Origin of the sequence: Thomasclavelia cocleata (assembly GCF_900102365.1) — a bacterium.
Lineage (GTDB): Bacteria > Bacillota_I > Bacilli_A > Erysipelotrichales > Coprobacillaceae > Thomasclavelia > Thomasclavelia cocleata.
This window is the reverse complement of the sequence record NZ_FOIN01000027.1, coordinates 19,168-33,709: the sequence shown is the minus strand read 5'-3', so window position 1 is coordinate 33,709 and position 14,542 is coordinate 19,168. Positions and strand designations below refer to the sequence as shown.

Below are 14,542 nucleotides of genomic sequence, written 5' to 3'. Positions count from 1 at the left end.
ACAAAGTTTCGTAGTCTTGTCTTATCTGCTGCTAATTTTAAGTTTGCAAATGCTTCACTTAAATTCTTATACGCTAATTCTACATCTGGTTCTAATGCATTATCATCCCCAATAACTGCTATTGCTGCATCTAATGCTTCTTTAAATGGAGCCCAAGATTCTGATGTATAGTTACCTTCTTCTAATTTTTCTACTCTAGTAACTAATGCCTGTAATTCTGTTTTATCTCCTTTATAGAACTCTAACATATGCATTGCATTTGCTAAACGTGTGAAAGCAAGATCAATTGTTTCCTGACTTGCCAAAGAATCATTTAAAACTTCTTTAGCATAATTATGAGCTGCTCTAAATTCAGCAACAACTATAGGAACTACATTTTGTAACTCTTCTTCTGTTACCTCATCTGCTAATTCTACAGCAATTTCTAAAGCACTTCGATCTGTTTTTGATAATTCAGCATATTTTTTGCTGATTTCATAAACTCCCTGCTTAAAGGCTTCTACATCAGTTAAAATATCTTTTCTTCCTTTTTCAGAAGCCCAGTAGGCTGGTCTTCCTGTAATTCCAGGTACAAACCAACTTGGATCATTTTGTACTGTAACATTATCATAATTAGATTTTACAGTTGCAAATAATGCATCTATCTCATCTTTTAAAGCTGGACACTCATTTTTGATACGATAAAGCTTATTAATATCTCTTATACCTTCACCATATTTTTCACTTCTAATTGAAGGTTTAGATTCTTTATTAGTAGCATCCCTCAAAGATGGATATACCATAAAACAATCTCCTGGTTGGAATGATGAGTGTGTTGCATCTACAAGAGGATCTTCAACCCAAGCATCATATGCCCAATCAAGGAAATAATCTAAATCTAAAGCTCCTGAGAACATCATTGTCCAATATCCTTCACCTGGAAGAGAACGAACAAATGTATTTGGAAAAATTTCTGTTCCTGTATAAAAACTTGTTTTTAATCCTTTAGCTTTTCTATCAGCAACAAACTTTTTAAATTTATCAATTCCTTGATTCCTTAATTGATTTAAATTAAAAGATAAACTTACCATTCTATCAGGAACACCATCATTTGAATATATATGATTATAAGCTCCCTGTTTCTTAAATACTTTACCATCTTTATTTTTTATTTGATCAATTATGTTAAATACACTTAACATATTATCTCTTTCATCAAATCCTAAAGATATATCATCAAACCAATCTCTTTCATCTAAATGATCAGCAAAATCTTTAAAAAATGGTTTCCAATTATTTGCATATGCAGTAGTCCCTGGTGCAGCACTAATTTTTTTAGTAGTTGCACTTGCTTCATCATAATAAATGATTTGATTATTCCATGGCATTGGACTATATAATACAATATCATCTCCTAAATCAATTGATTTAGCAAGTTCTACAAACTTATCAAAATAATTATAATCAAATCGCCATGTTCCATCAGCTTGCTTAATCCACTTAATTAATGAAGGACAACGTACATTATCACCAGTAGCAGCATCAGTCTTTCCATATGTTTGACCACCCCATGCTTCTTCTACTAATGTTCCTGTTAATGTAGTACCACCATAGTTTTTATATTGTAATAAATGTTTCTTTAAGATTTCATTATGTTCATCTGAAAATGGTTCTACATCGTAATATTCAGCTGAACTAAATGGATAAGTCCAAAAATCTGGTCTAAAACTATATTCATTTTCATCTAAGAAATCAGCATCTATTACTTCAATTGAATAATCAATTACTTGCTCTACATCTGTATTATCTGCGCTTATTGTTACTTTTCCATTATAAACGCCTGCTTTAGCATCTTTATCTATACCAAAATCAAGCCACACTAATTGAACTCGATTTTTAGCTATATCTAAAGGCTCTGAATCATAAATAACATCAAAATAATCTTCTTTAGGCCCAATTGGGAGATGTCCCTCAGGATTATATGAATACCATCCTGCATTACCAATAAATGCTTTTACTTCTTTCATATAAGTTGCTTTAAAATTATTTTGATTCAATAATTCTCCATTATTATTTTTAAATTCTCCAAATTCAATCTTTACATTTTCCAAATCCTTATTTCCTGTAAGCAAAGCAATTTGAGAAATAGCTTTATCATTTTTCCAAGACCATAGTGACTCAAAACTCTCATTTGTATTCATCAAGGTTTGATAATGTTTTTGTTGATATTGATCATTAGAATCAACAACAGTAGCATGTAAATCACTTATTTTTTCAACTATGATTTCCATATTTGCTTCAAATCCAAGACTTGGTGAATATCCTTTAATCTCTGTTTTCCCTTTACTGATTGCAGTCACCAAACCATCATCATTTACAGTAGCAATAGATTCATCATTAGATGTAAATTTAAAATCATCTGGTAACATCGCATCTATTGGACTTGTTGTATATTCAATTTGGTATGTAGCCCCTTCATATATAGTAGCTGACTCTTTATTAAAAACAATACTTGTGGCAACCTGTCTAGGCTTATATATTTTTGCATATGATACTTGTATATCACCAAATATTGCAGCCACATTTGTTTTTCCAGTAGCTTGTACTTTGATTTGATGTTGACCATTGCTCAAATCTTTATATTCTTTCAACATGACTGGATTAGTTGTACGAACACTTGCAAAAGTATCGACTTCTATAGGTTCACTCCCATCAATTGAAAATGCTACAATTGAATGTCTAGGTGCTTTAAAACCATATACTTCTATTCCTGTTCCTTCAAAATCGATTGTATAATAAACATCTTTGTTCTCTTCTAGTCTAGTATCGACAGTTGTAAAATACTCATCAATTTTAGGTCCTGCTTTCCATTTGTTTTCTGGATAATAATTAAATTTATCAATTCCCTCTCCAACATCAATTTTTGCAGTAATAGTTTTTTCATTTTCCTGAGCTGCATTTACATTTTCAATTACAATAACACCAGAAAAAACAGATAAAACAAAAGCTAAAATAATTCCAATAATCCCAATTCTTTTTATTCTTTTCATAGTTTTCATGTTATCTCCAATTCTTACTTTTTATAAATAATCATCCCTTAAATAGTCATCCCAATATATAGTCACATACAATATTTATCTATTTTAACTAGATAATATTTTTTATTCACCTCCATTTCTAAAATGTCCCATGTATGCGATTACATATATTATAACATAAAACATATTACAATTTATATTCATTATTTAATAAACATTATTCACAAAAACTTTTAAACTCTTTAAGAAAATTTTTATAAATTGAATTAATACAGTTAATATCTTTATTTTTTATTTACCTCTAAAAATTATATGATACTAAACATTTCAACTCATTCATTTTAACACTAGTTCAAAAACCATTACTTTAGAAACTTCTTTCTAAGCTAACCTAATTTTTTGATAAATAAAATGCATCCATACAAGATGCACTTTATTTCGATAAATATGTTCTTTTAATATATTCTACTGTTTCATCAAGATTAGTGTTTGCTAAATGGGTTAACATATCCTTGATAATATAATCTGTTTTTTCATTAATAATATAATAAAATCTCGTTTTATTGTAGTAATCTAATGGCGCAGTAAAATCAAAATTATCACCTTGATAAACCATTGTTGCTGCTACACGATCACAAAACATTTCTACTACATATTTAATTGGCATTTCAATAGTAATAATTCCCTTACTAGTAAAATCAATCCAATATTCCCAATGATGTTTATTCCTTCCTTTATGATGAAGCCAAGCACTACTATAACCAATCTGATCTCTTTCATTACTATTAGGAGATTTATAACCTAAATAATATTTAGCACCAGTAGAAAATTCACACCATGAATATTTTGATAAATCATGTTTTAATCCCTGTTTATATAAACCAAAACGAAAGCATAATTTCATTACATAATATTTATGTTTAGTTATTGTCCTAAAATGTTTAATGGCTTTCATTGTTTTCCTCTATTTTATTATCTGTATCTTCACGATATTTTGTTGCAAAAATATCTTCCTGGTCATCCACTTCAACAATATCTGCTAAATCTGGTAATTCATCTAATGATGTAAGACCAAAAGCATCCATAAACTCATCTGTTACCCCATATAATATCGGCATCCCTGGACTATCTTCACGACCAACTTCTTTAATTAAAGCCTTGGCTACTAATTTACGAATCATTGCATCACAGCCTACTCCACGAATATCTTCAACTGCTGCTCTAGTAATCGGCTGATTATAAGCAATAATTGCTAATGTTTCCAATGCAGCATTAGAAAGACTTGCACTACTTTGTTCAACCATTTTTTGATAATAAATAAAGTATTCACTATTAGTAGCTAATTTGTATCTTCCCCCAAAATTAACTAATATAATTCCTTTCATACTTTTATTTTCATACATTTGTGTAAATTGATCCATTAATAAAGTTGCATCTTTACGACTTATTTCCAGAATCCCAGCAACCTGTTTAATATCTATTCCCTCATCTCCAGCAAGATACAACATCCCTTCAATAATATCTAAATAATTTGTTTCCTCATCTAGCCAACTGATTTCTTCCATTAAACTTTCCCCTCCACATATATATCTGTAAATAATCCATCCTGAATTATTTCAACCTCTTTATCTTTAGCTAAAACTAAAACAGCAATAAAAGTAACAATAAAATAGAATCGATCATATCGGTCAAATAATTCTTCAAATCTAACCTTTTTGTTTACTCGTGTTTTAAAATAATCTCTAATTTGTTCTGTTCTTTCATCTATTGAAATATCTTTTTTAGCAATATGAGTATCTAAAGGTCTCATCATTGCCTTACGTTGAAACATTTTTTGCATTGCTTTCATAAGATCATAAACTTCTAAGCCTTCAGGAATCATAGAACTTGTATCAATAACATATTCATCCATTGATTCTGCTGGTTTAATAATGATATTTTGACGCTGTTCATACTTTTCACGGATTTCATCAAGAACATCTTTATATCGCTTATATTCAATCAGACGTCGTATTAATGCCTCACGTGGATCTTCTTGATAGTCATCATTTATAGTAACTTTTTCTTTGGGAATAAGCATTTTACTTTTCATTTCAATTAAATCTGCTGCCATTACTAAGTACTCTGACATTAGTTCTAATAAAGACGGATCCATAGCATGGATATATTGTAGATATTGATCAGCAATAACAGATAATTCTAATGTTTCTAAATCCATTTCTTTTTCTTTAATTAAATGTAATAATAAGTCTAATGGACCTTGAAAATCTTCAATTACAACTTGATATTCCATGATAAATCCCCCTTATTTTTAATTAAGCAATAATTATTATAGCACATAAATTACTGCATTAGAAGATTTCTTTTCAAACTAAAAATCCCAATTATTTGAATAATTGAGACTTCTATGACCCTTTTTTTCTTTTTGGTTTACGAATAATAAAATTAAGCATTTCTTTACCATCAAATGGATAAAGAGGATATAGATAAGATGTTCCTAGTGGTTTTAAAGAAACTAAATAACCGATTAAAATAATATGAAAAATTGCAAATCCTATCCATCCTAAAAGTCCAGAAAAAATAATTAAAAAAATCTTTAAATACTTATTTGTAAGTGACAATTCATAATTTGGTGTGGCAAAACCACCAACATCACCTATCGCACAAAAAAGTAATATTTCTTCACTAAAAATACCTAAATCTATTGCAAATTGACCTAATAATACTGCTGCTATCATCCCCATTGCATTGGATAAAGATGTAGGGGTATGAATAGTTGCAATTCTAAGTAATTCAATAGCTAATTCAACCAATAATACTTGTCCTAAAAATACTAAGTCAAGATCACCATTACTTGTTAATAGAATCCATAATGGTACTAAATATATCGATATTAAAACTGCACTACAACGAATTAGACGAATAAATGTACCAATAATCGGAGTCTGACGATGTTCTTCAACATGTTCTAAAATTTCAAACAAAGTTGTTGGCAACATCATGACAGATGAAGAAGTATCACAAATAATAGCAATATGTCCATGTAAAATATGAGTTGCAACAACGTCAGGACGCTCACTATAACGAACTAAAGGAAATGGGTTATAGCCCTGATCTAAAATCATTTCTTCAACTGCACGATCAGACATAACTAGATCTTCATTTCTAATTTCCTTAATACGCTCTAGAATTGTCTGTAACATATTTTGATCAACTTTTTCATTTAAATAACACAAACATATATCTAAAGGATTATTTTTACCAATAGTTTGCTTATTCATAACTAAGTCAATCGTTCTAATCCTACGACGAATTAGTCCTGCACAAGTAAGCATTGATTCATTAAAACCATCTTTAGAACCACGCACACTTTTCTCTGTTTCAGGTTCTTCGACAGAACGACTTGGAAAACGTCTAGTATCTAATACATACTGAGTATCCCGATAACCAACTACTGCACATCCTGTAAGCATAGCATATTGAGCTTTTTCTAAATCAGGTTCTTCTTTAACATCACCATTATTTAAACAGTCTTTGAGTGTTTCACCACGATGATTGGTAATTCCTTCAACTAAATAAGCAATTAAATCATCTGAACAAAGACTAGAAACATAATTAACTGTTACTTTTTCATTTTCAAAATCAAGAGTTCGGGTATTGAGATCAAATGATGGATTCTTCATTATGATCTAGGTTTAGTACATACAGCAACAAGAAAGGCAAATAAAATGGCACTACTAATCCCTGCGGCAGTTAAATCAAATACTCCCAAGGCAAGTCCAAAAAAGCCAAATTCTTTCGTTGCTGCTAATGCTCCATGCATTAATGAATGACCAAAACTAGTAATTGGAAGCAATGCTCCAGCATGAAAAATTTCAACTAGTTTATCATAAATATGAAATAAATCTAAAAAAGCCCCAATAACCACGAACATACTAGTAATATGACCAGGTGTTAATTTTGTATACTCATAAATAAGCTGAGCAATTACACAAACAAGACCACAAAATATAAATGCTAAAAGATAATTCATTATTCTACTACCTCCAAACTAAAAGCATGACCAATACAAGGAATGCTTTGTTTTTGATTAGTCATAACTGGTGATAATAAAGCTCCTGTAGTAATTACTAAAATTCTTTTATACTTGTGTTTTAGCATTTTTTGATATAAATAACCAAATGCAACTAAAGCACTACATGATGGTCCACTACCACCTTGATTAACATCTTGATCACTACTATATAAAAGACTACCGCAATCATCATACTCTTTATAACTAATATGATTTTCTTTCATTAACTCCTTCATAATAGCTTTTCCATAATTAGATAAATCACCAGTTACTATTAAATCATAATAAGTAGCCTGACGATTTAAATCTGTTAAATGATTACACAAAGTATCAAATGCAGCAGGTGCCATTGCTCTTCCCATATCATTAGGATCACTTTGATCCAAATCAACAACTCTACCAATGGTTAAAGATTCAATTCGTATTGAACTAGGATTATTATCAAGAATTACACTTACTGCCCCAGTAGCTGTAGTAGTCATTGTTTCTTTACGTTGTACACCATATTCCACTGGATAACGAAATTGTCTTTCTGCAGTAGCATTATGACTGCAAACAAAGCAGTTAGCATTATGCAAACTATGATTTTCAATTAACATTGAAGCCGTATTTATTACTAATCCCATTGTTGCACAAGCACCATACATAGCCATAAATGGCCTATGAAAATCTTTGGCAGTATAATTACTTGCTGTAACCTGATTATTTAAATCGCCACCTAAATACACGTTTATATCTTCTTTTTTTAACTTTCCTTTTTTTAATGCAATACTTATCGCATCTTGCAACATTGCTATTTCTGCTTGTTCATATGAATCATTACCAAAGTGAAAATCTGGATAGTGACGATCAAAATAATCACCTAAAGGTCCATTAAATTCATCTATTCCTGCAGTAGTTCCAATAGCCCTTACATAGACATTCTTTAAAGTCATTGAACTACCAGATAAAACTGAAGACATAACGAATCCCTCCTAAAACAAATGATGCAACAATACCAAAAGTAATTACAGTTCCACCCAATTTAAACATATTAGCACCTATTCCTGTTACTAATCCTTCACTTTTTGCTTCTAATGCACTTGAAGTCATACTATTAGAAAAACCTGTAATAGGAATAAAAGTACCAGCTCCAGCTTTTTTACCTATTCGATCATAAACACCTAATCCAGTTAAAATAGCAGCAATTAAAACGATTGTTATAATCATCATTGGTGTAGCTTCTTTTTCATTGACATCAAAAATCATCATATAAAAATCTAATATTCCCTGACCTATTGCTCCAATTATTCCTCCATAGATAAATGCACTTAAACAATGTTTTCCAACTTGTTTTGGCGGTTTCAATTGTTCAGCAATTTTATTATATTTAGACGTATTCATTAATTTCACCTCACAATATTTTTTCCAATTAAAATAAAATTAAACAAAAAAGAGTCTTATTACAAGCAATGTCATTAAGTTAAGATGATAACATTCTTACCAGAAACAATACCAAATGAGTATTGTCTTTTGGTTTTTAATTTGCTCAAGCTAAAAAAGTGTAGTATTGATACTACATTTGATAAGGTGCATAATTGGTAACGACTAGTCATATCTATAGTTAAAAAACACGACCATTTTTGCTTTAACGTATTGTGTATCTATTCTACTGGGTCGAATTGGCATAATGATCTACAGGTAGGGTTTTCCCATCTGTTTTTCTTAGAAAATGTCTTAGTATATGAAATGATCTTGTAAAATTGACTTGATATTCATACTTTCTATTATCTTTCTTTAGAATTTTTATTTCTTAAACAATACGCTGACAGAAATTATAGAGTATCATACGTGCATATGTTTCCTGTTCAATGAGTTTTCTTTTTTTGGAGTGCAGTGCATTTAATCCAATCGCATATTTCAGTTCTCTAAATGAATTTTCGATACCACAGCGCTTACAATATAAATCCTTAATACCATCAATAGTGAATTTTTCATATTTTGAAAATAAAGAAATCATAAAAGATGAGTTTTTAATATCAAATCATGACAAAGAAATATTGATAAATAATGAAAATTTTATGCATATCATAAAACAGAATGGTGTCAATTTTGGATAGATATTTAATGAAATTTTATGAGTTTTTGATTAATTAAAATGAATTTTTATTTATATTAAGAAAAAATGATATAATCTTTGCAAGGAGGATAATAGAGATGAAACCGTTAAAAAATATTAATTCATTAGATAATAAAACTGTTATTCGTCCGAAAACGATTGAAGAAAAACTAGAAGAAGCTAAAAAGGATTATGAAGAAGGAAGAACACATTCTGAGGAAGAAGTTTGGAATATGTTCAGTAAAAAATATGAATTTGAACTATAAAGTCGTATATACTGATTCAGCGATTGATGATTTAAACAGTATTTTATCTTATTTAAGCGGATATGGAAATCCAAATATTTTAACGTATTTTAAAAAATAGATAACAAATTAGAAATTATTAAAAATTTTCCACAATCATATCGTGTTATTTTTCGCCAATATGATTATGATTATCGAAAGATGATTGTTAGAAATTATATCTTTGTTTATTATATAGATGAGATAAAAAACGAATTGGTTATATTTAGAATTTTTCATGAATTGGAAGATTATCAAAATAAATTAAGTGATTCAAAATCTGAAGTTTAGAGAGTGATTCTTATTTGGAATTGCTCCTTTTTGTTTAGAGGTGTATGAGATGATTAAGAAAATCAACAGAAAAATACAAAGACTAGAACAACAAAAACAAATAAAATTGAACAAGAAAAGCCAGTTAGAAGATGAATTAAATGTTATCCAATTGCAATTAAAAGACTTAAATAATTTGAAGAATCAGTATGAAAAATTAGAACAAAATACTGATTTTTTTATGTAAAGAAATAAATGAGAAGAAAATGAATGAATAAATATCAAGTAGAAGTTACAGAAACACTTCAATACCGAGAAATCATTGAAGCAGAAAATGAACAAAAAGCTATTAGAAAAATGATTCTATGTCAACACATTTTAAAAGAAACTCAGATAATTTTATTATAAAAAAAGAGGGGTACATTACTATGTACTCCTCCAATGGCATTAAATCCTTAACTTAATGACATTGCTTATTACAAGACTCTACAATTTTTTTATAATTCTTAAAACATTATATCCTAAAATGATATCAACTGGAATCATGATACACTCTTTAATCACTCGAATAAACAAAGAGAGTGTAAAAGGTATTCCATACATCACTTGTAACCAATATGGTGTTAAACAAAAAGTAATTAACATTTCAACAATTACTACTGAAATCATCCATAAATTAAACAAATGATACTCTGATTCATCTAATTTCCTTTTATAATAATACATCACAATAAATAAAATACTTATCATTACAATACAGGTTATACTAATAATAATCTTATGACTAAGTGTAATATTAACTATATTTTTTGAAATTGTTACCTGATCTAAACTATAAACATAACTACACGCACCAATTACTAATAAAACCAAAGCGACCTTGATAACTTTTTCTAAATAATTAGCATAACTTTCTTTTATAGCTGTTACTACAATTGATGGAATTAAAGTTTGCAACACTGCACTCAAAGTAAATCCTAAAAACGGAAATCCTGTCGGAGTCACGAGTAAACCAATTAAATCTACTGCAAGACCAATAATATAACAGTATCCTGGTGCTAACAATATTCCAGCTAACAACATTGGAATAACTTCAATTGAGACTTTCAAACTCTCAAATCCAAATAGTGGTATCATAATTGATAACCTTTTTAAAACTGCTGCCAATACAATAAATAAGGCTGCTAATGTAAGTGACTTAGTGTCACTTTTAATTGGAAATTTCCAAAATACCAATATTCCAATTAAAACTAAAATAAATCCGCAAATAATTTGAATCATAATCTGATTGCTACTTATTTACAATCTTTCCTGCTTCATCCTCATTTCTAGTCCACAGGCGTTAATTCCGATCATCGACCGTACATGCGATTGCTACTAAAAAGTAGACTCCCCCTTTTTCTAAATTATATACAAAATGTATACAATATGTATAATACTACAATTTTTTTCTTACTTCAAGTAATTTTTTATCATCATCAATAAAAAATAATCATCATAAACTAAAAATAACAAAATTCAAATATTTAATCACATGACAATTTTTTTACAATATATTCTCTAACTTTAGAAATAAAATATAGTGATCCTGTAACAAAAACAGTCCCATCATGACTAAAAGCATCATCTATAGCCACTTTATAATCAGGTTCAATTTTAACATTAAAACCATCAGCAAGTGTTTTAGCATCACTTGCCCGAACATGTTCAAATTCGCAAATTGTGATATCATCAGTTAATGATAATAACTTTTCAATCATATGTTTATAGTCTTTATCACGTAAAGCGCTAAATATAATCTTTATCTTATCATACTTTTTTGCACATTCATAAAAAGCATCAATTCCCTCTTTATTATGAGCACCATCTATAATTATTAATGGCTCAATATTAACTATTTCAAAGCGTCCTGCCCAACGAGCATTATACATTCCCTGTAACAAATCATCATCACTAAAATTAATAATCTGATGTTCTTTTAAGTATAACAAAGCTTCTAAAGCTAATGCACTATTATATATTTGGTATAATGCTGGTGTATCTAAAATAATATCATAATTACGATAACGATAGCTAACATTATTACCATCAATAATATTTGTAATTGGTGCTAAAGTTAATAATGTACTATGCTTCTCTTGGCATACTTTTTCAAATACTACTAAACATTCTGGTTTTGTTTCACCAGTTAAATAATCTATTCCTTCTTTAACTATTCCTGCCTTATTCAAAGCAATACTTTGATAATCATGACCCAAATAATATACATGATCTAAACCGATATTAGTGTTGATTGCTAATTTAGGCATAATAATATTTGTTGCATCTAATAAACCACCTAAACCTACTTCAAACAATGCTATATCAACTTTCTGTTCAATAAAATACATTATTGCAATAAATACCTCAATTTCAAACATCGATATTTCATACTTAAGCCATAAATCAACATAACGATTAGCATAATTTACCATTGTTTGTTCATCAATAAACTGATCATTGATTCTAATAATATCTAGCCTAGAATACAAAGCTGGTGAAGTAAAAGTTGCAACTTTATATCCTGCTTGTTTTAATACTTCTTTAATATAATTAGTAGTTGAACCTTTTCCATTAGTTCCACCAATATGAACACAATCAAGAATTAACTGTGGATTGCCTAAATTCTCCATATAATTCCTAAAATTATCTAAACTATAAACACGATCTTTTTGACCATTAATAAACTCAACTACCTCATCATAATTACTAAACTTTTTTTCAACATATCTTTTCTTTATCATTGAATAAGTATCTTTTTTTTCAAAATCTACCTTTAAACTAAAACCAATATGTTCAAAAAATGATTTAGCATAAGCACCAACATTTACTTCTAAATCCTCTAAAACAAGATTATCAATTATTTCTACTAATTTTTTGCCAATTCCTCTTCTACGATATTCTTTATCAACAAATAATAAATTTAAATAATTTCCATTAGTTAAACTAACCATCCCAACAATTTTATTATCATCTAAACAAACATATGTAAGACTATACTTATTTAAATAAAAATCACTTTTTCTTTCAATCTCAAAATCCAAACATACGCATTCTTTAACAACTTTATCAATTAATTTGATTACAGTATCAATTTCATTTTCTCTTATTAATCTATATTCCATTATAATCACCTTAAACCATTATATGATAAAAGAAGTAGCTAAGCTACTTCTTTTTTAGAATTTTTCAAACTGATCAATATTAAGTACAAATACAGTTGCCCCACCAACTAAAACATCTACCATAATCGGTGTAAAAAACTCTCCCATTTCAGTTGGAGGAATAGTAGGCTCTTTTTCAACCCGTTTTTTAGCATTAGCTTTTATTATTGAAATACAGTCCTCAACCTTATCATCATTGGTTCCAACAAAAAATGTCGTATTTCCTTTTTTTAAAAATCCCCCTGTTGTAGATAATTTTGTTACAAAATATCCGCCTTCAGTAAGGGCTCCTTGAACCGACGAACTATCATCAGAATTAACAATTGCAATTATCAGTTTCATATTAGCTCCTCCTCTTATAAATATATTATACTACGAATTAAAAAAAGATAATACCAATATAATAACATAAACTTAAATTATTTCATTATGCTGGATTGGTAAAAATATTGATTCATATTCAGCTAAGACATACGAATCAGTCATCATTGATAAATAATCTGCAACGATTAAAGCTGGATCATTACTTTGATAAGTTGAAGACATCTTTGCAACAAAGGTTTTAATTTTACAATTTTCATTTTCCAAATCAGTTAATTCCTCATAGTAAATATCATACAATTGTTTAATCATTCTAATCAGTTTAGCATTTTCTTTTACTAAAACAGGATGTTGATGAACCTTTATTGTTAAAAAGTTTAATAAACATTTTAATGATTCAAATACTTCATTAGAAAACTGCAAATAAGGCAATTCATAACTATGAATTACTAAATCACCAATTAAACGATTTATCATCGACTTATTATTAAAACCTAAAATATCAGTAACTTCTTTAGGTAAATCACTCTGTTTTATAATTCCTACTCTAATTGCATCCTCAACATCTTTACCAATATAAGAAATCACATCAGAAATCCTAACCACACATCCTTCTAGTGTCATTGGTAGAATTTTTTTACTTGTATTTTCTTTGTGCCAGCAATCATCATATTCTCTCCAAAATTGATTAATAGTTTTATTAGTATCAGGAATATATTTCTTTGATAACATTTCACCATTATGACATAAGATTGCATCTAAAACCTGCAGTGAAACATTATAGCCAATTCCATTTCTTTCTAAAAAAAGAATATTACGAACACTATTGGCATTATGAGCAAAATAACCATAACCCTTAACCTGAAGAATTTCATTTAAAGCCTTTTCTCCAACATGACCATAGGGTGCATGTCCTAAATCATGACCTAAAGCTGCTGCTTCAATTAGATCTAAATTTAAATTTAATCCTCTACCAATTTGTCTTGCAATCCTGCTAACCCATTGAACATGAATTGAACGTTTAGAGATATGAGCATTGCGAAAAAAGGATAAAGCTTGTGTTTTATCGACATAACGTTGATATGATTTACAATATAGAATCCGATCTATATCTTCTTCAAAAGGCCAACGAATATCAAACTCTTCTTTATCCTTAATAGTTTGTTTTATTTTAATACAATCACTATTTTTTGTTGCATAAATAGAAAGATGTTCATCCGCCTCTTTTGTCATTTGAAGCGTATTCTTGATTACAAGCTCCTCTTTCTTCATTG

The 14,542-nt window shown here is 28.9% G+C and carries 17 protein-coding genes; 4 read left to right on the top strand and 13 right to left on the bottom strand.

The annotated features are described in order from the left end of the window. From BMW96_RS09725 to BMW96_RS14810, 9 genes are all read right to left on the bottom strand, one after another. Positions 1-3,038: glycoside hydrolase domain-containing protein (locus BMW96_RS09725; RefSeq protein ID WP_143050732.1), on the bottom strand; the 3,038-nt coding region annotated here is incomplete at its 3' end. A 412-nt stretch (positions 3,039-3,450) separates the two neighbouring features. Next, entirely contained in the window at positions 3,451-3,972 is a 522-nt protein-coding gene (locus BMW96_RS09720) for a DUF5662 family protein (RefSeq protein ID WP_092355070.1), read from the bottom strand. Further along, positions 3,959-4,582: an SMC-Scp complex subunit ScpB gene (scpB, locus tag BMW96_RS09715; protein WP_092355067.1), complete on the bottom strand. Its 624-nt coding sequence runs from the start codon at positions 4,580-4,582 to the stop codon at positions 3,959-3,961. Before scpB ends, BMW96_RS09720 begins: the two co-directional genes overlap by 14 nt. Next, complete coding sequence (locus BMW96_RS09710; RefSeq protein ID WP_092355064.1) at positions 4,582-5,310, bottom strand: segregation/condensation protein A; 729 nt, start codon at positions 5,308-5,310, stop codon at positions 4,582-4,584. The genes scpB and BMW96_RS09710 overlap by 1 nt, the downstream gene beginning before the upstream one ends. A 112-nt stretch (positions 5,311-5,422) precedes the next feature. Continuing rightward, a complete protein-coding gene (locus tag BMW96_RS09705) occupies positions 5,423-6,700 on the bottom strand; it encodes a spore germination protein (RefSeq protein WP_180320386.1) in 1,278 nt (425 codons plus the stop codon). Then, complete coding sequence (gene spoVAE / locus BMW96_RS09700; protein WP_092355059.1) at positions 6,700-7,050, bottom strand: stage V sporulation protein AE; 351 nt, start codon at positions 7,048-7,050, stop codon at positions 6,700-6,702. The genes BMW96_RS09705 and spoVAE overlap by 1 nt, the downstream gene beginning before the upstream one ends. Further along, entirely contained in the window at positions 7,050-8,054 is a 1,005-nt protein-coding gene (locus BMW96_RS09695; protein ID WP_092355056.1) for a stage V sporulation protein AD, read from the bottom strand. The genes spoVAE and BMW96_RS09695 overlap by 1 nt, the downstream gene beginning before the upstream one ends. Then, on the bottom strand, positions 8,032-8,475 hold the full coding sequence (gene spoVAC, locus BMW96_RS09690) for a stage V sporulation protein AC (protein WP_092355053.1): 444 nt from the start codon (positions 8,473-8,475) through the stop codon (positions 8,032-8,034). Before spoVAC ends, BMW96_RS09695 begins: the two co-directional genes overlap by 23 nt. A gap of 409 nt (positions 8,476-8,884) precedes the next feature. Further along, entirely contained in the window at positions 8,885-9,091 is a 207-nt protein-coding gene (locus BMW96_RS14810; RefSeq protein ID WP_143050731.1) for a transposase, read from the bottom strand. A gap of 197 nt (positions 9,092-9,288) precedes the next feature. Between BMW96_RS14810 and BMW96_RS14175 the strand changes: the two genes are divergently transcribed. The 4 genes from BMW96_RS14175 (at position 9,289) to BMW96_RS14170 (ending at position 10,152) form a co-directional block, all read left to right on the top strand. Beyond that, a complete protein-coding gene (locus BMW96_RS14175; RefSeq protein ID WP_169924279.1) occupies positions 9,289-9,456 on the top strand; it encodes a hypothetical protein in 168 nt (55 codons plus the stop codon). 96 nt (positions 9,457-9,552) lie between these two features. Then, positions 9,553-9,765, top strand: a complete 213-nt coding sequence (locus BMW96_RS14805; RefSeq protein WP_143050733.1) for a type II toxin-antitoxin system RelE/ParE family toxin — start codon at positions 9,553-9,555, stop codon at positions 9,763-9,765. Positions 9,766-9,814: 49 nt separating this feature from the next. Continuing rightward, complete coding sequence (locus tag BMW96_RS09680) at positions 9,815-9,991, top strand: hypothetical protein (RefSeq protein WP_180320385.1); 177 nt, start codon at positions 9,815-9,817, stop codon at positions 9,989-9,991. Positions 9,992-10,014: 23 nt separating this feature from the next. Continuing rightward, on the top strand, positions 10,015-10,152 hold the full coding sequence (locus BMW96_RS14170; RefSeq protein ID WP_157796138.1) for a hypothetical protein: 138 nt from the start codon (positions 10,015-10,017) through the stop codon (positions 10,150-10,152). A gap of 78 nt (positions 10,153-10,230) precedes the next feature. Here BMW96_RS14170 and BMW96_RS09675 read toward each other — a convergent pair whose 3' ends face one another. From BMW96_RS09675 to BMW96_RS09660, 4 genes are all read right to left on the bottom strand, one after another. Further along, positions 10,231-11,025, bottom strand: coding sequence for a folate family ECF transporter S component (locus BMW96_RS09675; protein ID WP_092355047.1), 795 nt, complete (start codon positions 11,023-11,025; stop codon positions 10,231-10,233). 245 nt (positions 11,026-11,270) lie between these two features. Next, a complete protein-coding gene (locus BMW96_RS09670) occupies positions 11,271-12,908 on the bottom strand; it encodes a GNAT family N-acetyltransferase (RefSeq protein ID WP_092355044.1) in 1,638 nt (545 codons plus the stop codon). Between the two features lie 54 nt (positions 12,909-12,962). Further along, complete coding sequence (locus tag BMW96_RS09665; protein ID WP_092355041.1) at positions 12,963-13,289, bottom strand: cyclic-di-AMP receptor; 327 nt, start codon at positions 13,287-13,289, stop codon at positions 12,963-12,965. Between the two features lie 72 nt (positions 13,290-13,361). Beyond that, on the bottom strand, positions 13,362-14,540 hold the full coding sequence (locus tag BMW96_RS09660; protein WP_092355038.1) for a deoxyguanosinetriphosphate triphosphohydrolase family protein: 1,179 nt from the start codon (positions 14,538-14,540) through the stop codon (positions 13,362-13,364). Positions 14,541-14,542 lie beyond the last annotated feature (2 nt).

Excerpts from the sequence above, each read along its gene's own strand:
- scpB (WP_092355067.1), bottom strand. The coding sequence starts at position 4,582 with ATGGAAGAAATCAGTTGGCTAGATGAGGAAACAAATTATTTAGATATT.
- BMW96_RS14170 (WP_157796138.1), top strand. The coding sequence starts at position 10,015 with ATGAATAAATATCAAGTAGAAGTTACAGAAACACTTCAATACCGAGAA.
- BMW96_RS09720 (WP_092355070.1), bottom strand. The coding sequence starts at position 3,972 with ATGAAAGCCATTAAACATTTTAGGACAATAACTAAACATAAATATTAT.
- BMW96_RS09705 (WP_180320386.1), bottom strand. The coding sequence starts at position 6,700 with ATGAAGAATCCATCATTTGATCTCAATACCCGAACTCTTGATTTTGAA.
- BMW96_RS14810 (WP_143050731.1), bottom strand. The coding sequence starts at position 9,091 with ATGATTTCTTTATTTTCAAAATATGAAAAATTCACTATTGATGGTATT.
- BMW96_RS09680 (WP_180320385.1), top strand. The coding sequence starts at position 9,815 with ATGATTAAGAAAATCAACAGAAAAATACAAAGACTAGAACAACAAAAA.
- BMW96_RS14175 (WP_169924279.1), top strand. The coding sequence starts at position 9,289 with ATGAAACCGTTAAAAAATATTAATTCATTAGATAATAAAACTGTTATT.
- spoVAC (WP_092355053.1), bottom strand. The coding sequence starts at position 8,475 with ATGAATACGTCTAAATATAATAAAATTGCTGAACAATTGAAACCGCCA.
- spoVAE (WP_092355059.1), bottom strand. The coding sequence starts at position 7,050 with ATGAATTATCTTTTAGCATTTATATTTTGTGGTCTTGTTTGTGTAATT.
- BMW96_RS09710 (WP_092355064.1), bottom strand. The coding sequence starts at position 5,310 with ATGGAATATCAAGTTGTAATTGAAGATTTTCAAGGTCCATTAGACTTA.
- BMW96_RS09675 (WP_092355047.1), bottom strand. The coding sequence starts at position 11,025 with ATGATTCAAATTATTTGCGGATTTATTTTAGTTTTAATTGGAATATTG.
- BMW96_RS09695 (WP_092355056.1), bottom strand. The coding sequence starts at position 8,054 with ATGTCTTCAGTTTTATCTGGTAGTTCAATGACTTTAAAGAATGTCTAT.
- BMW96_RS09665 (WP_092355041.1), bottom strand. The coding sequence starts at position 13,289 with ATGAAACTGATAATTGCAATTGTTAATTCTGATGATAGTTCGTCGGTT.
- BMW96_RS09670 (WP_092355044.1), bottom strand. The coding sequence starts at position 12,908 with ATGGAATATAGATTAATAAGAGAAAATGAAATTGATACTGTAATCAAA.
- BMW96_RS09660 (WP_092355038.1), bottom strand. The coding sequence starts at position 14,540 with ATGAAGAAAGAGGAGCTTGTAATCAAGAATACGCTTCAAATGACAAAA.